General features: G+C 62.1%; 24 protein-coding genes. 9 read left to right on the top strand and 15 right to left on the bottom strand.

All coding sequences use genetic code 11. The annotated features are described in order from the left end of the window. Positions 1–366 precede the first annotated feature (366 nt). Both rhtA and AC19YR_RS11140 read left to right on the top strand, forming a co-directional pair. Positions 367–1,254, top strand: a complete 888-nt coding sequence (gene rhtA, locus AC19YR_RS11145; protein WP_500598445.1) for a threonine/homoserine exporter RhtA — start codon at positions 367–369, stop codon at positions 1,252–1,254. A gap of 163 nt (positions 1,255–1,417) precedes the next feature. Beyond that, positions 1,418–1,699, top strand: a complete 282-nt coding sequence (locus AC19YR_RS11140) for a hypothetical protein (RefSeq protein WP_095110585.1) — start codon at positions 1,418–1,420, stop codon at positions 1,697–1,699. Positions 1,700–1,703: 4 nt separating this feature from the next. Here AC19YR_RS11140 and AC19YR_RS11135 read toward each other — a convergent pair whose 3' ends face one another. Then, entirely contained in the window at positions 1,704–2,273 is a 570-nt protein-coding gene (locus AC19YR_RS11135) for a TetR/AcrR family transcriptional regulator (protein ID WP_500598443.1), read from the bottom strand. Between the two features lie 93 nt (positions 2,274–2,366). Here AC19YR_RS11135 and AC19YR_RS11130 point away from each other — a divergent pair, with 93 nt between their 5' ends. After that, positions 2,367–3,107, top strand: coding sequence for an SDR family oxidoreductase (locus tag AC19YR_RS11130; protein ID WP_095110587.1), 741 nt, complete (start codon positions 2,367–2,369; stop codon positions 3,105–3,107). Positions 3,108–3,139: 32 nt separating this feature from the next. Then, the gene (locus AC19YR_RS11125; RefSeq protein ID WP_500598440.1) at positions 3,140–3,730 is read left to right on the top strand and encodes a 2-hydroxychromene-2-carboxylate isomerase; all 591 of its coding nucleotides are present in this window, start codon (positions 3,140–3,142) and stop codon (positions 3,728–3,730) included. A gap of 40 nt (positions 3,731–3,770) precedes the next feature. On the opposite strand, the gene AC19YR_RS11120 is transcribed toward AC19YR_RS11125, so the two are convergent. From AC19YR_RS11120 to earP, 4 genes are all read right to left on the bottom strand, one after another. Continuing rightward, on the bottom strand, positions 3,771–5,567 hold the full coding sequence (locus AC19YR_RS11120; RefSeq protein ID WP_500598439.1) for an aminopeptidase P family protein: 1,797 nt from the start codon (positions 5,565–5,567) through the stop codon (positions 3,771–3,773). Positions 5,568–5,615: 48 nt separating this feature from the next. Then, complete coding sequence (locus tag AC19YR_RS11115) at positions 5,616–6,785, bottom strand: cysteine desulfurase family protein (protein ID WP_500598437.1); 1,170 nt, start codon at positions 6,783–6,785, stop codon at positions 5,616–5,618. Positions 6,786–7,023: 238 nt separating this feature from the next. Continuing rightward, on the bottom strand, positions 7,024–7,596 hold the full coding sequence (locus AC19YR_RS11110; RefSeq protein WP_095110591.1) for an elongation factor P: 573 nt from the start codon (positions 7,594–7,596) through the stop codon (positions 7,024–7,026). Between the two features lie 48 nt (positions 7,597–7,644). Further along, positions 7,645–8,778 (bottom strand): elongation factor P maturation arginine rhamnosyltransferase EarP, encoded by a 1,134-nt coding sequence (gene earP / locus AC19YR_RS11105; RefSeq protein ID WP_500598435.1) that lies wholly within the window; start codon positions 8,776–8,778, stop codon positions 7,645–7,647. Between the two features lie 136 nt (positions 8,779–8,914). On the opposite strand from earP, the gene AC19YR_RS11100 reads away from it, so the two are divergent. Then, positions 8,915–9,295, top strand: a complete 381-nt coding sequence (locus tag AC19YR_RS11100) for a hypothetical protein (protein ID WP_500598433.1) — start codon at positions 8,915–8,917, stop codon at positions 9,293–9,295. Between the two features lie 2 nt (positions 9,296–9,297). Next, positions 9,298–9,780 (top strand): GreA/GreB family elongation factor, encoded by a 483-nt coding sequence (locus AC19YR_RS11095; protein ID WP_095110594.1) that lies wholly within the window; start codon positions 9,298–9,300, stop codon positions 9,778–9,780. Between the two features lie 8 nt (positions 9,781–9,788). On the opposite strand, the gene cysB is transcribed toward AC19YR_RS11095, so the two are convergent. The 4 genes from cysB to AC19YR_RS11075 all read right to left on the bottom strand — a co-directional run bounded on the left by cysB (position 9,789) and on the right by AC19YR_RS11075 (position 12,774). Continuing rightward, positions 9,789–10,763, bottom strand: coding sequence for an HTH-type transcriptional regulator CysB (gene cysB / locus AC19YR_RS11090; protein WP_500598432.1), 975 nt, complete (start codon positions 10,761–10,763; stop codon positions 9,789–9,791). Between the two features lie 110 nt (positions 10,764–10,873). Continuing rightward, positions 10,874–11,374 (bottom strand): universal stress protein, encoded by a 501-nt coding sequence (locus tag AC19YR_RS11085; RefSeq protein WP_095110596.1) that lies wholly within the window; start codon positions 11,372–11,374, stop codon positions 10,874–10,876. Positions 11,375–11,459: 85 nt separating this feature from the next. Beyond that, positions 11,460–12,353 carry a 5'-nucleotidase gene (locus tag AC19YR_RS11080; RefSeq protein ID WP_095110597.1) on the bottom strand — a complete coding sequence of 298 codons (894 nt, stop codon included), beginning with the start codon at positions 12,351–12,353 and terminating at the stop codon, positions 11,460–11,462. A gap of 34 nt (positions 12,354–12,387) precedes the next feature. Then, positions 12,388–12,774, bottom strand: coding sequence for a thioredoxin family protein (locus tag AC19YR_RS11075; protein ID WP_500598430.1), 387 nt, complete (start codon positions 12,772–12,774; stop codon positions 12,388–12,390). On the opposite strand from AC19YR_RS11075, the gene AC19YR_RS11070 reads away from it, so the two are divergent. Together AC19YR_RS11070 and AC19YR_RS11065 are read left to right on the top strand one after the other, a co-directional pair. Further along, positions 12,773–13,216 (top strand): PilZ domain-containing protein, encoded by a 444-nt coding sequence (locus tag AC19YR_RS11070; protein ID WP_500598428.1) that lies wholly within the window; start codon positions 12,773–12,775, stop codon positions 13,214–13,216. The two genes, AC19YR_RS11075 and AC19YR_RS11070, sit on opposite strands and share 2 nt — an antisense overlap. A gap of 135 nt (positions 13,217–13,351) precedes the next feature. Beyond that, a complete protein-coding gene (locus AC19YR_RS11065) occupies positions 13,352–14,428 on the top strand; it encodes a 3-deoxy-7-phosphoheptulonate synthase (protein ID WP_095110600.1) in 1,077 nt (358 codons plus the stop codon). Between the two features lie 60 nt (positions 14,429–14,488). Here the strand turns inward: AC19YR_RS11065 and AC19YR_RS11060 are convergent, their stop codons facing one another. After that, the gene (locus AC19YR_RS11060; RefSeq protein WP_500598426.1) at positions 14,489–15,250 is read right to left on the bottom strand and encodes an SDR family oxidoreductase; all 762 of its coding nucleotides are present in this window, start codon (positions 15,248–15,250) and stop codon (positions 14,489–14,491) included. A gap of 233 nt (positions 15,251–15,483) precedes the next feature. Between AC19YR_RS11060 and AC19YR_RS11055 the strand changes: the two genes are divergently transcribed. Further along, on the top strand, positions 15,484–16,491 hold the full coding sequence (locus AC19YR_RS11055; protein ID WP_095110602.1) for an NADP-dependent oxidoreductase: 1,008 nt from the start codon (positions 15,484–15,486) through the stop codon (positions 16,489–16,491). 43 nt (positions 16,492–16,534) lie between these two features. On the opposite strand, the gene pyrF is transcribed toward AC19YR_RS11055, so the two are convergent. From pyrF to AC19YR_RS11030, 5 genes are all read right to left on the bottom strand, one after another. Beyond that, a complete protein-coding gene (pyrF, locus tag AC19YR_RS11050; RefSeq protein ID WP_176465156.1) occupies positions 16,535–17,233 on the bottom strand; it encodes an orotidine-5'-phosphate decarboxylase in 699 nt (232 codons plus the stop codon). Between the two features lie 111 nt (positions 17,234–17,344). Then, the gene (locus AC19YR_RS11045) at positions 17,345–18,397 is read right to left on the bottom strand and encodes an AI-2E family transporter (protein ID WP_095110604.1); all 1,053 of its coding nucleotides are present in this window, start codon (positions 18,395–18,397) and stop codon (positions 17,345–17,347) included. A 71-nt stretch (positions 18,398–18,468) separates the two neighbouring features. After that, positions 18,469–19,275, bottom strand: a complete 807-nt coding sequence (locus AC19YR_RS11040) for a DUF4892 domain-containing protein (protein ID WP_500598425.1) — start codon at positions 19,273–19,275, stop codon at positions 18,469–18,471. Positions 19,276–19,396: 121 nt separating this feature from the next. Beyond that, entirely contained in the window at positions 19,397–20,251 is an 855-nt protein-coding gene (locus tag AC19YR_RS11035; protein ID WP_095110606.1) for an alpha/beta hydrolase, read from the bottom strand. Continuing rightward, entirely contained in the window at positions 20,248–21,054 is an 807-nt protein-coding gene (locus tag AC19YR_RS11030) for an alpha/beta fold hydrolase (RefSeq protein WP_095110607.1), read from the bottom strand. Before AC19YR_RS11030 ends, AC19YR_RS11035 begins: the two co-directional genes overlap by 4 nt. Positions 21,055–21,241: the final 187 nt, after the last annotated feature.

Raw genomic sequence — 21,241 nt, 5'->3', positions numbered from 1 at the left:
CTTTAACAACTTCAACCACTTGCGCTGACGATCGCTCGTTAGCGGGAGGCGAATTCTACAGCGTTACTCGCTGCTGTCAACACCTCTTTTTCAACTCCTTTCGGGCTTCGATGACCTGAAGCTCCGCGCTGTCGAAACCTGCATAACTCTTTGTTTACCAAGGAGTTTTCCGTTTCGACTGCGCTGGAAGTGGGGCGAATTATAGACAGATATAAATCGCCGTCAACCGTTAATTCAGGTTTTCTATCAATACAGAAGCATCGCAAACAATCTTAGCTCTCGGGAAGTGCGCACTATATTGCTCATTCCTCTAGATTTGAGCATCATACACCTCGTATTACCCCCCCTACAGGATGGCGCGACATCATGACCAGCCCTCAACGCAGCCTCGCCTCCACCCTGTTCCCGGTTGGCCTGCTATTAATAGCCATGACTTCCATCCAGTCCGGTGCGGCCCTGGCCAAAAGCATGTTTCCCGTGGTCGGCGCACAAGGCACCACGACGCTGCGTTTGATCTTTGCCAGTTTCATCATGCTGCTGCTATTGCGCCCTTGGCGTGCCAAGTTAACCTTTGCATCCTTGCGCACAGTGATCGTGTATGGCGTCGCACTGGGAGGGATGAACCTGCTCTTCTATATGTCACTGCAAACCGTCCCGCTGGGAATCGCGGTGGCGTTAGAGTTCACCGGGCCGTTGGCGGTCGCGATCTTCGCCTCACGCCGTGTCCTGGACTTTCTCTGGATAGCCCTGGCGATCCTGGGTTTGCTGTTGCTCATTCCCACAGGCGAGACCCGCGGTGGGATTGACCTGCTCGGCGCAGGCTACGCATTGGCCGCCGGAGTGTGTTGGGCGCTCTATATTCTGTTCGGGCAAAAGGCTGGGGCAGACAATGGCGTTCAAACCGCAGCCCTGGGGGTGATGATCGCCGCACTGGTTGTCAGCCCCATCGGCATTGCGCATGCGGGCGCAGCGCTGTTGACACCCGCCCTGATGCCCGTTGCGCTAGCGGTCGCTATCCTGTCTACCGCCCTGCCCTACACGCTGGAAATGGTCGCTTTGACCAAAATCCCCACCAGGACCTTCGGTACCCTTATGAGCATCGAGCCCGCCATCGGCGCGCTATCTGGACTGCTGTTCCTGCATGAACACCTTTCCCTGACGCAATGGCTGGCAATCCTGTGCATTATTCTTGCTTGCGTAGGGGCAACGACGACTATACGCAGGGAACCCCACGTCGTTGTTGCACGCGATTGAGTCTGATTTGACGAAGCTCTGGCATTTACCGCTCAATTAGGCCATGTTTAGCCGCAACCCGGTGTAAGCCATGGATTTTTTCGCAAGGGATAGCTTCAGTTGGCATATAGCGCGGATAAAGCCAGGCTCAGGGCCCGCTGCGAAGCAAGCTATAAGGAAGGGAATGAAACACGTTTTGATACTGCTAGCAGTACTGGCGATTGCGGGCTGCGCCGCGACGTCTAAAACCTCGGTCAAACACGGCAAGAAAGGCGTGCATATCAACTGCTCTGGCCTGTCCTCCTCGTGGGACAAGTGCCACACCCGCGCCGCCAACTCCTGCGGGGCAAAAGGCTATAAGGTCATCGCCAAGTCAGGGGACTCCGTGGAAGAACCGGGCGACTACCTCTTTGGCCTCAATCCGGCGGGCTACACCAGCCGAAGCATGATCGTGATCTGCAAGTAAGCACTCACTCGTCGGCTTGACGGGCAACCTGACGCCGGATTTGCAGACGATTGGTCGTCAACACGGTGTTTTGCAACGCTGGATCGACCATCATCCGCGCAACCACCAGCGCGCCCACGCATTGCGAAAGAACAGCCCAAGCCAAACTTTCGCTTTCCAGGGTACGAGCCCAGTTCTCGTGCAAGCGACAAATCCATTCCTGGGCCCGCAGTCGCACCTCAACATCAGACCGGGCAATCTCAGCCCCCAGCGCCGGCAAAGCACACCCAACCTCTGGCTTTTTAACGTGGGCCATGCTCAGGTAATGGTTCAGGCAACGCTCCAGCCGTTCCAGGCTCTGTTCGCCCTCACCACTTAACCGCTCAAGGCTATGCCGCAGTTCGCGCTCGACAATCGCGCCGAACAATTCGTCCTTTGACGAAAAGTGGCTGTAGAACGCCGCACCGCTAAGGCCGATGGCTTTCATCAAGCCATCGACGCCCACGGTAGAAAAGCCCTCTTTCTTGGCCGAGAGCGCACTGCTGGCCAGTAACCGTTCCCGGGTTTCCTGCTTGTGGCTTGCTGAATAACGCATGGCTTCCCCTCTGGCTGTCCATCTTGACGCAGTCGAAATCGTAGCATAACGTTCGTTTGGCTAACGACCGTTAACCAAAGAGAGAGGCGCTCCATGACCACGGCGATCAACAATAAGAAAGTGGTGCTGGTAGTAGGTGCGGGCGATGCAACCGGCAGCGCTATCGCCCAGCGATTTGCCCAGGAAGGTTTTATTGCCTGCGTCACTCGGCGCAGCGCGGGCAAACTGCAACCCTTGATCGACGCCATCCACGCAAGCGGCGGCCAGGCCCACGGCTTTGCCTGCGATGCACGCAAGGAAGATGACGTCATTGAGTTGATCGAGCACATCGAGAGCCAGATTGGCCCAATCGAGGCGCTGGTCTTCAACATCGGCGCCAACGTGCCGTGCAGCATCCTCGAAGAAACCGCACGCAAATACTTCAAGATCTGGGAAATGGCCTGTTTTTCAGGCTTTCTCAATGCCCGGGAAGTGGCCAAGCGTATGGTCACTCGCCAACGCGGCACCATCCTGTTCACCGGAGCAACCGCGGGGCTTCGCGGCGCGGCTGGGTTTGCCGCGTTTGCCGGGGCCAAACACGGGATCCGCGCACTGGCCCAAAGCATGGCCCGGGAATTGGGGCCGCTGAATATTCACGTCGCCCATGTGGTAGTCGATGGCGCCATCGACACCGATTTCATCCGCGACAACTTCCCGCAAACGTACGCCCTCAAGGACCAAGATGGCATCCTTAATCCACAGCACATTGCCGAGAACTACTGGTTCCTGCACAGCCAGCCGCGGGATGCCTGGACCTTCGAACTCGACCTGCGGCCCTGGAGCGAGCGCTGGTAACCCGACCATCACGACCATCAGAGGCTAACAACATGAGCAAGACGCTCGAATTCTTCTTCGACCTCGGCAGCCCCGCCACTTACCTGGCCTACACTCAACTCCCCGAACTCTGTGCCCAAGCAGGGGCCGAGTTGGTTTACCGCCCGATGCTCCTGGGAGGGGTGTTCAAGGCCACCGGCAATGCTTCACCCGTGACCATTCCAGCCAAGGGCCGCTACATGCTCCAAGACCTCGGGCGCTATGCGCAGCGCTATGGAGTCGCGCTCAACTTCAACCCGAATTTTCCCATCAACACACTGCTACTGATGCGCGCCGCAACCGGCGTGCAACTGCGTCAGCCCGAGCGCTTTATTGAGTTCATCGATTGCCTGTTCAAGGCGCTGTGGGTGGACGGGCGCGACCTGAACGACCCGGTAGCGCTTAGCGCAGCGCTGGCCGAGCGCCATTTCAGTACCGATGAAATCCTGGCCTTGAGTAACGACGAAGAAGTGAAAGCTTTGCTCAAGGACACTACCGAGCAGGCCATCCGGCGTGGAGTCTTTGGTGCACCGAGCATGTTCGTCGGTGACCAGTTGTTCTTCGGCCAGGATCGTTTGGACTTTGTGCGTGAAGCGTTGGCTTGAACCAGTGGCCGCCGTACGCAAGTGACGGCGGCCCTTGATATCAAATGGCCTCGGTGCGCTCAATCAACCACGCCAACGCCGCCCCCTCCACCAACGGGCGCAAACGCTGGCGCACTTGTTGGTGATAGTCGTTGAACCAGTCGCGCTCTTCCTGAGTCAGCAATGACGGCTCAAGGCAGCGGGTGTCGATGGGGCACAGGGTCAAGGTTTCGAACTTTAGGAATTGGCCGAACTCGCTGGTATCAGCTTCGCGGTTAAGGGCCAGATTTTCGATGCGCACGCCCCAGCGGCCAGGGCGATAGGTGCCCGGTTCGATGGAGGTAATCATCCCCACTTGCATGGCGGTGTGCGGTGCGGGGGCAGCCTGGTAGGCGATGACCTGCGGGCCTTCGTGGACGTTGAGGAAGTAGCCCACGCCGTGGCCCGTACCGTGGCCGTAATCCACGCTTTCGGCCCAGATCGGCGCGCGGGCGATGGCGTCGAGCAACGGCGACAGGATGCCTTTGGGAAACCGGGCCCGGGACAAGGCAATCACGCCCTTGAGCACGCGGGTGCAATCGCGCTTCTGCTCCTGGCTCGGTGTGCCAACCGGCACCATGCGCGTGATATCGGTGGTACCGCCCAAGTACTGGCCACCGGAGTCGATCAGCAGCAAACCGTCCCCTTCGATCACCGCGTGTTCTTCTTCGGTTGCGTGGTAGTGCGGCATCGCACCATTGGCATTGAAAGCCGCAATGGTGTTGAAGCTCAGCGACACATAGCCCGGACGCCGCGCCCGGGCGGCGGTCAGTTGTTCGTCGATGGTCAACTCGGTAATGCGCTGCCGACCCCAAGCCGCTTCCAGCCAGGCGAAGAATTCGCACAGGGCCGCGCCGTCTTGCTCCATGGCCTGACGAATATGCTCGGCGTCGGCCTGGCTCTTCTGCGATTTGACCAGGGTGGTCGGGTTCAGGCCTTCGACCAATTTGACGGCGCTGTCCAGGTTATCCAGCAGGCCTACGGTCACCCGCGCCGGGTCCACGTGCAGGCTCGCCCCAGCCGGCAGCGCGCTCAAGGCCACGGCCACCTCGCTGTAGTCACGAACGCTCACACCATCGCGCTCAAGCACGGCACGCAGCGAGCTGTCGACTTTATCCAGGGCCACGAACAACGTGGCCTGCTCTTGGCCGATCAAGGCAAAGGAGACGAACACCGGGTTGAACGACACGTCGGCGCCACGCAGGTTGAACAGCCAGGCGATGTCATCGAGGGTGGCGATAAAATGCCACTCGGCATTGGCGCTCTTGAGGCTCTGGCGCAACGCGGTGAGTTTTTCCACGCGGCTGACGGTGGCTTGTGGTGGCAGGTGTTGATAGATCGGCTGGCTGGGCAGAGCAGGGCGATCATCCCAGACACATGCCAGCACGTCGATATCGGTACGCAGGCTCGCGCCACGGGCAGTGAGTTTGCCGCCCAGAGTACGTGCCGCGGCCACGGCCATCACCGCGCCATCGACCGCCACCACCGCACCTTGCGGAGTTTGTTCCGCCAGCCAGTCCAACGGGCCGGGTTGCCCAGGCAAAAGCTTGACCAACTCGATACCGCTGTCCTTGAGTTCCTTGGTGGCCTGCTCCCAATAGCGGCTGTCGGCCCACACACCGGCGAAATCCTGGGTCACGATCAGTGTGCCCACAGAGCCATGGAACCCAGATAGCCATTGCCGCCCTTGCCAGTAGGCCGGCAGGTACTCCGACAAATGCGGATCGGCCGACGGCACCAGCAAGGCATGAATGCCTTCGCGGCGCATCTGTTCACGGGTGCGCGCCAGGCGCTGGGGGATCAAGGGCTGCGTGCTCATTACATCTCCTGCTTGTCACGGATCATTGTTATGGGTGGGCCTGCCCGTTCAAGGCGCGGTAACGGCCCAGAACGCGGGGGCACTGGCGATTGCCGCTTTTATCAGTAGAACAGCCTGGTCGATGTCCTGCTCGCAGGTGAAGCGCCCCAGGCTCAAGCGAATAGTGCGCCCGGCGGCGCGAGCATCATGGCCCAAGGCCAACAACACGTGGGACGGCGCATTGCTCGCCGAATTGCACGCCGATGTGGCGGAAAACGCGATGGACGCACTCAACGCCGCCGAATCGAACTCACCTTCATTAAAGGTCAGGCTCAAGGTATGAGGGATACGCTGCGCGGCGCTGCCGTTAAGGCGTACGCCGGCAAGTACCCTCAGTGGCCCGATCAGCCGTTCGTGCAGCGCTGCGATGCTCGCCGCTTCCTCGTCGAAAAACTCGGCGGCCAGAGCAAACGCCGCGCCCATGCCTGCGATCTGGTGCGTGGCCAGGGTGCCCGAGCGCAAACCGCCCTCATGCCCGCCCCCATGAATCTGCGCCTGCAGGCCCTGGCGCGCGCGTGGCCCGACATACAGAGCGCCAATGCCCTTGGGGCCGTAAATCTTGTGGGCGGAAAAGGACATCAGGTCCACCGCCCACTCCTTCAGGTCGATGGCAACTTTACCCGCACCCTGGGCCGCGTCCACATGCAGCAAGGCACCGTGCTCGCGCACGACCTGGCCGATGGCGGGGATGTCGTTGACAGTGCCCAACTCGTTGTTGACCAGCATCAGCGACACCAGGAAGGTGTCGTCGCGCAGCGCCTCGCGCACCGCTTGGGCAGTGATGAGGCCTTCGGCGTCGGGCGCTAGGTAAGTCACCGCAACGCCTGCCTCTTCGAGTTGGCGGGCGGTATCGAGAATGGCTTTGTGTTCGATCTGGCTGGTGATGACATGGCCGCCCGTAACACCGCGAGCCTGGGCCACGCCCTTGAGGGCGAGGTTATTGGATTCGGTTGCGCCGGAGGTCCAGACAATCTGCCCGGCCTCGGCGCCGATCAGGTCCGCGACCTGCTGGCGCGCGCGCTCGACCGTTTGCCGGGCCTGCTGGCCATAGGCGTGGGAGCTGGAGGCGGGGTTACCAAAATTTGCGTCAAACCCAAGACACTCAACCATGACTTGAATGACTCGCTCATCCACAGGGGTGGTGGCGGCATAGTCGAAATACAACGGGCGCTTATTCATGCTTCATGTCTCATAGAGCATATTCCGGGATCAGGTCGGCTCGTCACTGGAAATCTGGCGAGGGGCCAAAACGGCAGGACGTCAGCAATACCTGATCGGATGCAGTTAAAGAAGAACGACTTCATTTAAAAGTGCGTAGGAACGCTCCTAAAGTTGAGCTTAACAGCCCCAGTGTTTATGTGGCGCCCATAAAAAAGCCCGACGCGAAGTCGGGCTTTCATCACGCACGAACCAGGCGTTAAACCTTGGCGCGGCCCTTGTAGGAGCCACCTTCGCGGGTGTCGATCTCGATCCAGTCGCCGATTTCAACGAAATCTGCAACGCTGAGCTCGGTACCGTTTTTCAGTTTGGCAGGCTTCATCACCTTGCCCGAAGTGTCGCCGCGAGCGGAACCTTCGGTGTAGTCAACCTGACGCACGATGGTGGTCGGCAGCTCTACGGAAACCAGACGCTCTTCGAAGAAGATCGCTTCGCAAACATCGGTCATGCCTTCTTCAACGAAAGGCAGAACGGCTTCGATGTCTTCGGCGTTCAGTTCGTACATGGTGTAGTCAGTGGTGTCCATGAACGTGTAGGCGTCGCCGCTGATGAAGGACAGGGTCGCTTCTTTGCGGTCGAGGATCACGTCATCGAGCTTGTCGTCGGCGCTGTAGACGGTTTCGGTCTTGTAACCAGTCAGCAGGTTCTTCAGCTTGGTCTTCATGATTGCGCTGTTACGACCGGACTTGGTGAACTCAGCTTTCTGAACCAGCCAAGGGTCGTTGTCGATACGGATGACCATACCGGGTTTCAGTTCTTTACCAGTTTTCATTACGAATATCCGAATTTGGATGGGATTTACAAAAATCAAGGCCGCGTATCATATCCAATTTCCCCGAAACTGCACCAGCGCCGCAGCAAGATCGGGCCGTGAGGCCTGTTCCAGACACCAGGCGCGGGCATGCTGCTGGAGTTCTGGCCAGTGTTTTTGTGCCCCGCGCCACGGGCCGGCCATGTCCACGCCCCCATTCCACGCCCGCCAGAGGTCGGCCAGGGCCTGCCCGGCGGCGGGCGAAAGGCCTTGGATGTACAGGGCCAGGAAGGCTTCGAGCTTGTCCAGGTGGATGTCTTCTTCCTGCTGGTAGATGTGCCACAGCAGCGGCTTGCCCGCCCATTGCGCACGCACGAACGAGTCCTCGCCGCGCACGCCGTTGAAATCGCAGCACCACAGCAAGCGGTCGTAATCGTCCTGGGGAACAAATGGCAACACCTGCACCGTCAGGGCCTGGCGCTGCTGCACCGCGCCCACCGCCAGGGCCTCGACACCCAGCCAGCGCTGCACATCCCCCAGTACCCGCCCTTCGGGCACCAGCAGATGGGTGGGCGCGGGGTCTTGGGCCAAGGCGTCGAGCCAACTGGCCAAGCCGGTATTTTCATAGGCGAACAATGAGATCAAGCGGGCACCCGGCGTGGGAACAACCCCCAACCCCTGCAGAAACTCGGATTGGGCCTGCCCATCGCGCTGAAATGCCGCACAACGCTCCAGCAACCCGGCCTCGCGCAGCAAACCGCCAGTACCGGCCTGAAACCCGGGGAAGAAGAAGAACTTCTGTACCTGTTTGTACTTCACCGATGGCAAACCGTGGCAACCGATTACCCAGGGCTCGGCGCTCAAGTAGTCGAGGTTGAGCCACAACGGTGTGGGTTGCCTTGCGGCCATGGCGTCCATGTAGGCCGCCGGCAATTGACAGGCGAATGCGGCAATCACCACGTCCGCCGCGTCGGTGGCCGACCACTCGGCGGCCCAGTGCCGCACCTCGACACGCTGCTGCACCTGCTGCTCGGCCTGCACATCAATGGCCGGGCACAAGCGCTCGAAAGCGCGCAGGTCATCGACCCACAGGCGCACAGCGCAGGGGTGTTCGGCCACCAGTTGCCGGGCCAGGCGCCAGGTCACGCCGATGTCGCCGTAGTTATCGACGACGCTGCAAAAAATATCCCAGCGGGCTTTCATTGCGGGCTCCCTGTGGCGAAAAGCTCGATTGTCCGCATAAATGCCACCGCGCAGAAGGGCCGTGGCCGATTAATCTGCCCCGGGCCTGTGCGACAATCGCCGCCATGCCCGATCAAGCCGCCATTAGGAGGCCACCATGCCTTACCGCTCTCGCTCGCGCCTTGTACCGCACCTGCGCTTGAGCCTGTCCATCGCCCTGGGCCTATGGTTGGGCTTTTTAGCCATTGCCCTGACCTGCTGGCTGGCCTCGCGCTTTGTCTTCAGCGCACAACTGGCACCCGTCAGCCGCGCCGTCGAGCAGTTGGCCCAGCCGCCCGTGGTGCAGGCCCCGGCCAGCAACCCGATGTTCGAGCAATACCAGGAAAACCTGCGCCGCAACGAGCAGCGCCAGGCCCTGGACAACAGCCGCAGCGATGCGCGCAACCTGGCCAACCCCAAGTGCCAGTTCTGGCTGCAACAAGACCAGACCGCCCCCAGCGACAAGAGCCGGGCCAATGTCCTGCAATTTTGTGATTGAGCATGAATAAGCACAGCGTCCACGCCCTGATCCTCGACAAACTCCAGGCCGATCTCGACATCGCCCAGCGCGCCGCGCAGACCGCCTACGAAACCGCCACACACGAAGAAAACATCGCCGAGAACAAATACGACACCCTGGGCCTAGAGGCCTCTTACCTGGCGGCCGGCCAGGCCAAGCGCGTGGAGGAAATCCGCCAGGCCCTGGCGTTGTGCCAGAACATGGCCCTGCGCCCTTATGACGAGAGCACCGGCATCCAGGTCGGCACCCTATTGGGGCTGGAGGATGAGCAGGGGCGCCAGCAGTGGCTGTTTCTTGCCCCCGATGGCGCGGGCCTGAAGGTGCAACTGGTGGGGCAACCGATTACCGTCATCACCCCGCGCTCGCCCCTGGGCAAAAGCCTGTTGGGCAAGTTCGAGGGCGATGAGGTGGACATTAGCGTGGCGGGCGCTCGGCAACAGTTCACTGTCACCGAGGTGAAATAAACCGCGTTCTAGTGCACCGGCAACTCGACGCCGTCGAACAGTTCTTCCAGCTCCTGCTTGTTATGGCAGGCAATCGCCTTGGCCATCACTTCGCGGGTCAGGTGTGGGGCGAACTTCTCGATGAAGTCGCACATAAAGCCCCGCAGGAAGGTGCCGCGGCGAAAGCCGATCTTGGTCACGCTGGACTCGAACAACTCGCTGGCGTCGAGTACCACCAGGTCATTATCGAGCTTGGTGTCGACCGCCATTTTCGCCACGATGCCTACGCCCAGGCCCAGGCGCACGTAGGTCTTGATGACGTCGGCGTCGGCGGCGGTGAACACCACTTTGGGGGTCAGGCCGCGATGGCTGAAGGCTTCGTCGAGTTTGGAGCGGCCGGTAAAACCGAACACGTAGGTGACGATGGGGTATTCGGCCAGGGCTTCGAGGGTCAGCTTCGGCAGCTTGGTCAGCGGATGGCCCTGGGGCACCACGACGCAGCGGTTCCAGCGGTAGCACGGCATCATCACCAAATCACCGAACAGCTCCAGGGCTTCGGTGGCGATGGCGAAATCCACAGTGCCATCGGCGGCCATTTCGGCGATCTGCATCGGCGAGCCCTGGTGCATGTGCAGCGCCACGTCCGGGTATTGCTTGATGAAGTTGCTGATGACCGGCGGCAGCGCATAACGCGCCTGGGTGTGGGTGGTAGCGATGGACAGGGTGCCCTTCTTCTCGTTGGAGAATTCCTGGGCGATCTGCTTGATGCTCTCGACCTTGCGCAGGATTTCGCCGGCGGTATTGATGATCCGCTCGCCGGCGGGGGTGACGCGCGTCAGGTGCTTGCCGCTGCGGGCGAAAACTTCGACACCCAGTTCGTCTTCCAGCAAACGGATCTGTTTGCTGATGCCCGGTTGCGAGGTGTAGAGGCTTTGGGCGGTGGCGGAGACGTTGAGGTCGTGGTGCGCCACTTCCCAGATGTAGCGCAATTGTTGGAGCTTCATATGTATCCCTCAAAGCAGATAAACGCCGCGGGCATCAGCGGCGGTATATAACTATAAGAATGGTTTGAAGAATAAATCTAGAACTTTTTTATCAAAGCCACATTTGCGTTTCACACATCGCTCTGGCGTCTGCGCTGCAATAACGGCACCAAATAAACCGGCACCCGGGACAACTGCAACACCCGCGCCGCCGTACGGCCCAAGGGCGTTTCCCCGCCCGCGCCGTGGCTGTGACTTCCTACGATCAACAAATCGACTTCAAGTTTCGACACCTGCTCCAGAATCACCTGCGAGGGATCCCCTTGCAGCACCCGGACCGAGCGGATCAGCGCCAGGTCCTGCTGCCCTTCCCCCAACTCTTCGCGAAAACTGTCGAGCACCCGTTGCTCGATACTGGCCATCACCGTACTCAGGCCTTCACTGTGAAACTCGTTCAGGGCCCGCTCGTCAAGATAGCTCTGCAGTACAGACTCAGCGAACAAGCCCATGGGCTCCACGGCGTGAACGACATGCAGGTCTGCCTTGAAGGTCCGGGCCAGGGCCAAGGCGTGTTGCAGCACAAGCGGTGCATACAAACCGAGGTCTGTGGCGTACAGCATCGAACGAATCATACGGCCTCCTCGTATGCCAACATGGCGCGGATTGACTCAGCTTAGCAGCGCCTCGGGGAGTGCGACGGGCCCTGCACCCGCAGGTTCAAGGACGCGGTTCGTTGCTCACGCCATGGGGCACATGGCCGGTGGCAACCACCTCGCGGGCCAGCTCGCAATGGCCAGCCTGGTCGTCGAAAAACACGTCGGCACCAAAGGCTTCCAGAAACGCCGACTTGGTCAACCCGCCAAGAAACAGCGACTCATCGAGGCGGATGTCCCACTCGCGCAAGGTGCGGATCACCCGCTCATGGGCCGGGGCCGAGCGGGCGGTGACCAGGGCGGTGCGAATCGGGCAGGTTTCGCTGGGAAATTCGCGCTGCAACAGGTTCAACGCCGCCAGGAAGCCCTTGAACGGGCCACCGCGCAACGGCTCGCGGGCCGACTGCCGTTCGCTGGCCTGGAAGGCTTCCAGGCCGCCGGTCTGATAAACCCGCTCAGACTCGTCAGAGAACAGCACCGCATCACCATCAAAGGCAATGCGCAATTCCTCACTGGCCGCCCGCTGCGCCCCGCCGGACAGGATGGTGGCCGCCGCGAACCCGGCATCCAGAGCGCTGCGCACATCGTCGGCGTGGGTCGACAAGAACAGGTCGCAGCCAAACGCGGCCAGGTACGGGTAAGGGCTGCGCCCACCGACAAAGGCCGCGCGGGAAATATCCAGGCCGTAATGCTGGATTGAGTTGAACACCCGCAACCCGGTGTCGGCGCTGTTGCGCGACACCAGCACCACCTCCACCCGCGCGCGCCCCAGGCTGGCGTTGAGGCTTAACAATTTTTGCACCAGGGGAAAGGCATCCCCCGGCGCCAACTGCTCTTCTTCGTGCTCGATCTGGTACTGGCGATAGGCTTCGACCCCCTGGGCCAGGTAAACCTTGTGGCTGTCGCTCAGGTCAAACAGGGCCCGGGAAGAAATAGCCACCACCAATTTGTCGCTCATGCCCTTCTCCTTATATGCAATGCACCGCACCCGATCATGGCAATTCCTCGGGCTCTCGTTCCAGGGCCAACGCCAGCGCCGCCGTCAACTCATCGGTGCCGAGGCGCGAACGCAACGCGCCGAAAAACTGCCCATCGCGCACCACAAACAGCGCCGGCAGATGGAACACCTCATAACGCTGCACCAAGCCGCCGTTGTCGGCGGCGTCGATCCAACACAAACGCGCCACCGGCAACGCCAGTGTCGGCAATTGCTGGCGCGCCCAGCGGCAACTGGAGCAGCCGACACTGGTGAAAATCACCAGGCTGACACCACTCATCGCCAATAGCCGCTGGTCGGCGTCGAAATCAGTCAGTTCCCATTGCACTTCTATACTGGGTAAATCGCTGTCAGATAATTGAGACTTGGAGTCCAAGTTCATGGGACGTTTCCTACCTCACCCAGAGGAAATTCCGGTCGAGTTGACCTTGCAAAAACACGAATGCATCTCTGGCCAACGGCTGCACACTATCAGCCTCGGGGGCGTCGCGTGCAATTACCACCGCGCCTGGCGGCGCGGCACGGCGCTGCAAATACGCATGCCCAGCCTGGGCGAAAGTGCCTGCTACCTGGGCTACGTGGCGTGGTGCCTGCGGCGCAAGCACGGTTACCTGGTGGGCATCGCTTTTGTCGACGAACAGACCCTGTTCGGCGCGCGCATGGGCGAGCAGATTTGCCAGATGGAACGCTACCGGCGCCAGTACGGCGCACACGCCCAGGCCAACGACATTGAGGCCCTGGCCCTGGAGTGGGTGCACCAGCATGCCGCCGAGTTCTCTCACGACAGCGTGCGCCAGGCGTTTATGCCGTCCCTGCGGGATTAAACCGGTGTCTGCCCATTGTCGAACCGGCGCTTAACGCGCTAAGGTTCGGCACCCCGACGCGCCCCAATAAATCTGCTGTGCTCCGCCGCGCGGGGATCGCTGGCGGCCGGCACCCGTGACCTGACGAGTAACACGATGGCTGATTTACCGATCAATGACCTTAACGTCGCCTCCAACGAGACACTGATTACCCCCGATCAGCTCAAGCGTGATATCCCCTTGAGCGACGTGGCGCTGCGCACCGTGACCAAGGGCCGCGAAGTCATTCGCAATATCCTCGACGGTACGGACCATCGCCTGTTCGTGGTCATCGGGCCCTGCTCGATCCACGACATCAAGGCCGCCCACGAATACGCCGAGCGCCTCAAGGCGCTGGCCGCGGAAGTGGCCGACACCCTGTACCTGGTGATGCGCGTCTACTTCGAGAAGCCGCGCACCACGGTGGGCTGGAAAGGCCTGATTAACGACCCGTACCTGGACGACTCCTTCAAGATCCAGGACGGCCTGCACATCGGCCGTAAATTGCTCCTGGACCTGGCGGAAATGGGCCTGCCCACCGCCACCGAAGCCCTGGACCCGATCTCGCCGCAATACCTGCAGGACCTGATTAGCTGGTCGGCCATTGGCGCGCGCACCACCGAATCCCAGACCCACCGGGAAATGGCCTCCGGCCTGTCCTCGGCGGTCGGCTTCAAGAACGGCACCGACGGCGGCCTGACCGTGGCGATCAACGCCCTGCAGTCGGTTTCCAGCCCACACCGCTTCCTGGGCATCAACCAGGAAGGTGGCGTATCCATCGTCACCACCAAGGGCAACGCCTACGGCCACGTGGTGTTGCGCGGCGGCAACGGCAAGCCCAACTACGACTCGGTCAGCGTCGCCCTGTGCGAACAGGCGCTGAACAAGGCCAAGATCAAGCCCAACATCATGGTCGATTGCAGCCACGCCAACTCCAACAAGGACCCGGCCCTGCAACCCTTGGTGATGGAAAACGTCGCCAACCAGATCGTCGAAGGCAACCAGTCGATCATCGGCCTGATGGTCGAAAGCCACCTGAACTGGGGTTGCCAGGCAATCCCCAAGGACCTGGCCGAATTGCAGTACGGTGTGTCGATCACCGACGCCTGCATCGACTGGGCCAGCACCGAAACCACCCTGCGCAGCATGCACGCCAAGCTCAAAGACGTGTTGCCCAAGCGCGAACGCCAGTAACCGGCACAAAAAAACCGGAACCCTTGAGGGGTTCCGGTTTTTTTGTGCCCGTTTTTTTTATCAGATCGCCGTCGCTCCGCCATCCACCGCCAACGCGTGGCCGGTGGTGAAGGCCGCGCCGTCGCTGCACAGGTACAGCACGGCGCTGGCGACTTCCTCCACCGTGCCGATGCGCCCCACCGGGTGCATGGCCGCGGCGAACTCGCCCTTACGCGGATCCGCCTCATACGCGCGGCGGAACATGTCGGTGTCGATCACCGCCGGGCATACCGCGTTGACGCGGATTTTCTTCTTCGCGTACTCGATGGCCGCCGATTTGGTCAGGCCAATCACCGCGTGCTTGGAGGCCGCGTAAATGCTCATTTTCGGCGCCGCGCCCAAGCCCGCCACCGACGCGGTGTTGACGATCGCCCCGCCGCCCTGGGCCAGTAACAGCGGCAATTGGTACTTCATGCACAGCCAAACGCCCTTGACGTTGACCGACATGATGGCGTCGAACTCGTCCAGGGTGCCGTCGGCCAATTTGCCCTTCTCGATTTCGATACCGGCATTGTTGAAGGCGTAATCCAAGCGACCGTAGGCATTGACTACCTGTGCCATCAGATTTTGTACATCGGCATCCTGGGTCACGTTGCAGCGCACGAACAATGCCTCGCCCCCGGCTTCGCGGATCAACTGCACCGTGCCCTCGCCGCCCGCCACGTCCAGGTCCGCCACCACCACTTTCAAGCCTTCGGCGGCAAAAGCCTGAGCCGTCGCGCGGCCGATGCCGGCAGCGGCCCCCGTGACCAGCGCCACTTGCCCGGAAAACGTCATGCTCATTGTGCTGCCCTCGATGAATGCCCACATTTGGATGCCCGCAGTCTAGCCAGCGCACCCTGGCGCGCGGCAGCACTATCAAAAGGCCAGTTGGGCCCTTATGCGTTCCAGTGATGAATAACCCAGGCCAACTATCACCCAACTGGATCAACCCCTATTCGCTATCACGGCAAAGCTTGCCGCCACGGCCATCCGGGTCTATCACTCTGGCTTCCCCTCAGACTTGAGTGCGCACCATGACTGCCCAGACCAACCGCCAGTTCCTCCTCGCCAAACGCCCGGTGGGCGCCGCGACCCGCGAGACCTTCAGCTTCCAGCAGGTGCCCGTGGCGGAGCCGGGCGCCGGGCAGATCCGGGTCAAGAACCACTACCTGTCCCTGGACCCGGCCATGCGCGGCTGGATGAACGAGGGCAAATCCTACATCCCGCCCGTGGGTATCGGCGAAGTCATGCGCGCCCTGGGCGTGGGCCAGGTCGAGGCCTCCAACCACCCGGGTTTCGCCGTGGGGGACTACGTCAATGGTGCCCTGGGCGTGCAGGATTACTTCGTCGGCGAGCCGCGGGGTTTCTACAAGGTCGATCCGAACCTGGCACCGCTGCCGCGTTACTTATCCGCATTGGGCATGACCGGCATGACCGCCTATTTCGCCCTACTGGACGTCGGCGCACCCAAGGCCGGTGACACCGTGGTGCTGTCCGGCGCGGCCGGGGCGGTGGGCAGCATTGCCGGGCAGATCGCCAAGATCAAAGGCTGCCGCGTCATCGGCATCGCCGGTGGCCAGGACAAATGCAAGTTCCTGATCGAGGAATTGGGCTTCGACGGCGCCATCGACTACAAGAGCGAGGACGTCCACGCCGGGCTCAAGCGCGAATGCCCTAAAGGCGTGGACGTGTACTTCGATAACGTCGGCGGTGACATCCTCGACGCGGTGCTCAGCCGCTTGAACTTCAAGGCGCGGGTAGTGATCTGCGGCGCCATCAGCCAGTACAACAACAAAGAGGCGGTCAAGGGCCCGGCCAACTACCTGTCGCTGCTGGTCAACCGCGCGCGCATGGAAGGTTTCGTGGTGATGGACTACGCCGCGCAGTTCGCCGCGGCGGGGCAAGAGATGGCGGGCTGGATTGCCCAGGGCAAGCTCAAGAGCAAGGAGGATATCGTCGAAGGCCTGGAGACCTTCCCCGAAACCCTGATGAAATTGTTCAATGGCGAGAACTTCGGCAAGTTGGTACTGAAAGTCGACTAACCCCCCTGTAGCAAGCGGGCTTGCCCGCTTGCTACAACCAGGGTCAGTTGAGTTCGGCCACCACCGCCGCCAACGCCTGGGCCGGGTCGGCGGCCTGGCTGATCGGGCGACCGATCACCAGGTAGTCGGAACCGGCGTCCAGGGCCTGGCGCGGAGTGAGGATACGGCGTTGGTCGTCCTGGGCGCTGCCGGCCGGGCGAATGCCCGGGGTCACCAGTTGCAGGCTCGGGTGCGCCGCTTTCAGGGCCTGGGCTTCCATGGCCGAACACACCAGGCCATCCATCCCGGCCTTCTGCGCCAAGGCCGCGAGGCGCAGCACCTGCTCCTGGGGCTCGATATCCAGGCCGATGCCCGCCAGGTCTTCACGCTCCATGCTGGTCAGCACGGTCACGCCAATCAACAACGGCTGCGGGCCGCTGCGCTGGTCCAGCACTTCGCGGCACGCGGCCATCATGCGCAGGCCACCCGAGCAATGCACATTGACCATCCACACGCCCATTTCCGCCGCCGCCTTGACCGCCATGGCGGTGGTGTTGGGAATGTCGTGGAACTTGAGGTCCAGGAACACCTCGAAACCCTTGTCACGCAGGGTACCGACGATCTCCGATGCACAACTGGTGAACAGTTCCTTGCCGACTTTGACCCGGCACAGTGTCGGGTCCAGTTGATCGGCCAGTTTCAGTGCGGCGTCACGGGTGGGGAAATCCAGGGCGACGATGATGGGAGTCTGGCAGGCGGACATGGGTATGCTCTCAGGCAAGTCGAAATCGGCGCGCATTGTAGCGGAACCTAAACGGCTGCGGGGCCCGAAGATGGCTAAATCCACCCCGCAGCCGATTGGCGGGCCGTGGCCTCAGCGTTTTTCCTCGACCCGCGCCTGGCTGGAGCTCCAGTCGGTGAGCAGGCTATAGGCCACTGCCAGCAGCGTCGGGCCGATGAACAGGCCGATAAAGCCAAAGGCGATCAACCCGCCGAACACCCCCAACAGCACGATCACCAGCGGCAAAGTGCCGCCGCGGCTAATCAGGTACGGCTTGAGCACGTTGTCCACGCCGCTGATTATCAGCGTGCCCCAGATGCCGAGGAACACCGCCATGCCGTACTCGCCCTTCCAGGCCAGCCATGCGGTAGCGGGAATCCATACCAGCGGCGGGCCCATGGGGATCAGGCTGAGCAGGAAGGTAACGATGCCCAGCACCAGCGCACCCGGCACGCCGGCAATCAGGAAGCCGATCAGGGCCAGGATCGCCTGGGCCGCCGCCGTGCCGATCACGCCGTTGACCACCCGCTGCACCGTGCCGGCCACCAGTTCGATGTAGTAGCCGGCGCGGTCGCCGATCAGGCGTTCAAGCAGGCGATGGACGAACATCGCCAGGCGCGGGCCGTCGCGGTAGAAGAAAAACACGAAGACGATGCTCAGGGTCAGCTCCAGGATGCCGCCGCCGATCTGCGCGCTACGGGCCAGTAGCCAGTTGCCGACCTGGCCCAGGTACGGTTTGATCGCCACCATCAGCGCCGCACCTTGCTCGTCGATGCTGTTCCAGATACCCACGAGGCGCTCGCCCACCAGCGGCAGGCCCGCTAGCCACGCGGGGGCTTCGGGCAAGCCATCGACCTGCACATCCTTGATGAACCCCGTGGCGTCGCGCACATGGTCGGCCAGGTTGAACCCCAACCATACCAGCGGCACCGCCACCAGCAGCATCCAGCCCAGGGTCAGCAACGCCGCCGCCAGGGATTCGCGGCCATTGAGCCAGCGGGTCAGCAGGCGCATCAGCGGCCAACTGGCGAACGCCAGCACCGCGCCCCAGAACAGCGCCGACCAGAACGGCGCCATCACCCAGAAACTGGCGCCAAACAGCACCAGCAGCAGGATCTGCACCAAGAGGCGGTCATTATTAATCATGGAAAATCTCGTGAAGGGCCCGCGACTGAGAATAGGCGAACGTCAGTGGGACGCTCGCCTCGCGGCGCAGCTTAACGCAACAGGTCGATGTGCAGGCCGCGGGTTTCCTTGCTGGCCACTTCCATGCGCGCCGCGCGCACACCCTGGCCGATCAGGGCCTGGCGCCAGGCTTCGGCCTGGGGCCCGGACAGGCTGACGCGCGAGGTAGTGTCCAGGTTCAACGCCCGGGACAGCAGGGTCAGCCAGGCCGGTTGCGGCTCGCCGCCCAGGGCGGGTAAGTCCAGCTCGCCGGTGCTCTTGAGCTGGCGCAGCAAGGTTGCCGAGGTGGGCAGCAGCTCGCCCAGCGGTGCGCTGGCGTCGAACTGTTCGACATGCAGGTAGGCGCGGCGGTTGCCCCGGGTGATGCCGTAAAGCGCCACCAGGGTGTTGTCTTGGGGGGCAGCCAGGCGCAGCAGCAGGTACGCCTGCTGTTCATCGGCACCGTAGAGCTTGGCGTTACCGAACACGTCGTTGGCCCACAGGCTGCTGGCGCCGCAATCACGGGCCTGGCACCAGAACAGCAACTGCGCACCTTGCTTTTGCAAGGCTTCGCGGGCGGAGGTAAAGGCCTGGGCGGAGGAATGTTCCGGCGGCAGTTCGTAGGTGACGGCTGTGGTTTGCCCACGGGCGGTAACCTGGCCATCGAAACGCAATTGCCCGCTGATCCGGCGGATCGAGCCCAGTGGGTAGGTGCGTTCCATTTCGGCGGCGGGGCGGTAGTCGACGATCTGCGCGTCTGGCATGCGCGGCACCAGCGCCAGGTCCTGGCTGCCGGTAACGTCGGTGGCGAACAACAAGGGACTGGCGCAGCACAAGCCCAGCAGACTGAGTAGACGCATGGGCTCTCTCATCGGTTGGGCAGCGCCTGTGTGGCATCGGGGCGGGGCGCGGCGAGGTAGCGGTTTGACATGGTTGACTCCCGTTTCAATCCGCCCAGCCTCGGCAGTTGCCCGCGTCAAGTCAAGGAACGGCGAAGAAGCGATTGAAACAGTCTGCAACAAGGATCGCACCCGCCTCGTCATTCAGGTGTAAATGATGGCCACCCGGTAGCAGCTCATGGCCGAACGGCAGGCGCGCCAGCAACTCGGGATGTTGGGCTAGCATGCCGTCGGCCGCGACCACCAGCCGCGTCGGACACGCCACCCGCTGGACGAAGGCCATCGCCTGCTCTTCGGTCAGGCGTACCGGTGACGGCAAGGTTAAACGGCTATCACTGCGCCAGGTGTAACCGCCCGGCACCGGCATCAGCCCGCGCTGGGCGAGCAACTGCGCGGCCTCATGGCTGACCGCCACCAAGCCTTTCATGCGCGCGGCGATGGCCCGGTCCAGGCTGTCATGGACGTTCTTGCGCTTGTCCTGCAGGTTCATTTGCGCTTGCAACGCCATGCCCAGGCGTTCGGCCGCGTTGTCGGCCTTGGCCGTGGGCGGGATCACGCCGTCGATCATCGCCAAATGGCTGACCCGCTCTGGCACCGCCCCCGCCAGCACCAGCGACACAATAGCGCCCATGGAATGCCCAAGCAGGGCGAACCGCTGCCAGCCCAGTTGCTCGGCCACCTGCAACACATCGTAGGCGTAGTCCCACAACGCATACCCGGCGCCGGGCGGGCGATGGTCGGAATGCCCATGGCCGGCCATATCCAGGGCGACGATGCGCAGCCCCTCAAGCTTGGGTGCCAGGCGCGCGAAGCTGTTGGCGTTGTCCAGCCAACCGTGCAGGGCGATCACCGGCAAGCCGTCCTCGGGGCCGAACAAATGCGCCGCTAACTCGATGTGGGGCAGGCTCAGGCGCACTTCTTCCACGGCGCTGGTCATTGCCCGCTCCCGCAGGGGCGGCGCTGCCAGCGCTCGAACAGGTTTTTGAGCAGGGTCGCAGTGTCCTGCGGGCGCTCCAGGGGGAACATATGCCCGCCCGGCATGCTCAAGGACTCGCCGTGGGGCATGCGCCCGACGGAACTGGCGTGATGGCGCATCACCACGCGGCTTTTCTGCCCGCGCACCACCGCCAGTGGCACCTGCAACTGGCGGGTGCGGCCGGGGCTGGTGTGGGGCACGCCACGGTAGATGCTGATTTCCGTGGCCGGGTCGAAACGCAAACGTAAGCGATCGCCGACCTGATGCAAGCCGTGCTGCAGGTATGCATCGAAGCAGTCCGGATCGAAGCCGCGAAACAGCGTCTTGCCGGAGAAGTAATGGCGCGCCGCCGCCAGGTCGCTGAATTCCTCGCGCCGCCCCAGGGTGCGCCCGGCCGGTGTCAGGCGGTCGATGAAGCCCAAGCGTTTGGCCGCGCGGATCACCCATTGGTCGGGGCGGGTCAGCACGGGCGAGTCGAGCATCACCACGCCCCGGTAGAGCTGCGGGCAACGCAGCGCCGCGTGCAAATGCAACACGCCGCCAAAGGAATGGCCCACGCCCCACACCGGCTCAGGTTGCTGCTCCAGGTGATGGATCAGCTCGTCCACCAGGTTGTACCAGTTGTCGTCTGCCGGAAAACGCGGGTCATGGGCATGCTGGGGCAAATGTGCCACTTCAAACTCCGGCGCCAACGCCGCGAACAACTTGCCGTAGGTGCCCGAAGGGAAGCCGTTTGCATGGGCGAAAAATATCTGCTGCGACATAGCGACGCGTCCGAAAAATTCAAAACAAGGGCTCGATTGTCTGTAAGAAAGCGCCTCACAGCAATGACCGTAAACGCCAGGAATGATGACAGTCCGGTCACGGTGATGGCCGCTACCTGTAAGTTCTGACAGTTGACAGCCACACGCCAGGCGCCCACAACAGCAGAACCTGATGGCCCGCGCCGAG

It is taken from the genome of Pseudomonas sp. MF08817 (assembly GCF_059862705.1).
This window is presented reverse-complemented; position numbering and strand designations above follow the sequence as displayed.

Excerpts from the sequence above, each read along its gene's own strand:
- rhtA (WP_500598445.1), top strand. The coding sequence starts at position 367 with ATGACCAGCCCTCAACGCAGCCTCGCCTCCACCCTGTTCCCGGTTGGC.
- AC19YR_RS11140 (WP_095110585.1), top strand. The coding sequence starts at position 1,418 with ATGAAACACGTTTTGATACTGCTAGCAGTACTGGCGATTGCGGGCTGC.
- AC19YR_RS11135 (WP_500598443.1), bottom strand. The coding sequence starts at position 2,273 with ATGCGTTATTCAGCAAGCCACAAGCAGGAAACCCGGGAACGGTTACTG.
- AC19YR_RS11130 (WP_095110587.1), top strand. The coding sequence starts at position 2,367 with ATGACCACGGCGATCAACAATAAGAAAGTGGTGCTGGTAGTAGGTGCG.
- AC19YR_RS11125 (WP_500598440.1), top strand. The coding sequence starts at position 3,140 with ATGAGCAAGACGCTCGAATTCTTCTTCGACCTCGGCAGCCCCGCCACT.
- AC19YR_RS11120 (WP_500598439.1), bottom strand. The coding sequence starts at position 5,567 with ATGAGCACGCAGCCCTTGATCCCCCAGCGCCTGGCGCGCACCCGTGAA.
- AC19YR_RS11115 (WP_500598437.1), bottom strand. The coding sequence starts at position 6,785 with ATGAATAAGCGCCCGTTGTATTTCGACTATGCCGCCACCACCCCTGTG.
- AC19YR_RS11110 (WP_095110591.1), bottom strand. The coding sequence starts at position 7,596 with ATGAAAACTGGTAAAGAACTGAAACCCGGTATGGTCATCCGTATCGAC.
- earP (WP_500598435.1), bottom strand. The coding sequence starts at position 8,778 with ATGAAAGCCCGCTGGGATATTTTTTGCAGCGTCGTCGATAACTACGGC.
- AC19YR_RS11100 (WP_500598433.1), top strand. The coding sequence starts at position 8,915 with ATGCCTTACCGCTCTCGCTCGCGCCTTGTACCGCACCTGCGCTTGAGC.
- AC19YR_RS11095 (WP_095110594.1), top strand. The coding sequence starts at position 9,298 with ATGAATAAGCACAGCGTCCACGCCCTGATCCTCGACAAACTCCAGGCC.
- cysB (WP_500598432.1), bottom strand. The coding sequence starts at position 10,763 with ATGAAGCTCCAACAATTGCGCTACATCTGGGAAGTGGCGCACCACGAC.
- AC19YR_RS11085 (WP_095110596.1), bottom strand. The coding sequence starts at position 11,374 with ATGATTCGTTCGATGCTGTACGCCACAGACCTCGGTTTGTATGCACCG.
- AC19YR_RS11080 (WP_095110597.1), bottom strand. The coding sequence starts at position 12,353 with ATGAGCGACAAATTGGTGGTGGCTATTTCTTCCCGGGCCCTGTTTGAC.
- AC19YR_RS11070 (WP_500598428.1), top strand. The coding sequence starts at position 12,773 with ATGGGACGTTTCCTACCTCACCCAGAGGAAATTCCGGTCGAGTTGACC.
- AC19YR_RS11075 (WP_500598430.1), bottom strand. The coding sequence starts at position 12,774 with ATGAACTTGGACTCCAAGTCTCAATTATCTGACAGCGATTTACCCAGT.
- AC19YR_RS11065 (WP_095110600.1), top strand. The coding sequence starts at position 13,352 with ATGGCTGATTTACCGATCAATGACCTTAACGTCGCCTCCAACGAGACA.
- AC19YR_RS11060 (WP_500598426.1), bottom strand. The coding sequence starts at position 15,250 with ATGAGCATGACGTTTTCCGGGCAAGTGGCGCTGGTCACGGGGGCCGCT.
- AC19YR_RS11055 (WP_095110602.1), top strand. The coding sequence starts at position 15,484 with ATGACTGCCCAGACCAACCGCCAGTTCCTCCTCGCCAAACGCCCGGTG.
- pyrF (WP_176465156.1), bottom strand. The coding sequence starts at position 17,233 with ATGTCCGCCTGCCAGACTCCCATCATCGTCGCCCTGGATTTCCCCACC.
- AC19YR_RS11045 (WP_095110604.1), bottom strand. The coding sequence starts at position 18,397 with ATGATTAATAATGACCGCCTCTTGGTGCAGATCCTGCTGCTGGTGCTG.
- AC19YR_RS11040 (WP_500598425.1), bottom strand. The coding sequence starts at position 19,275 with ATGCGTCTACTCAGTCTGCTGGGCTTGTGCTGCGCCAGTCCCTTGTTG.
- AC19YR_RS11035 (WP_095110606.1), bottom strand. The coding sequence starts at position 20,251 with ATGACCAGCGCCGTGGAAGAAGTGCGCCTGAGCCTGCCCCACATCGAG.
- AC19YR_RS11030 (WP_095110607.1), bottom strand. The coding sequence starts at position 21,054 with ATGTCGCAGCAGATATTTTTCGCCCATGCAAACGGCTTCCCTTCGGGC.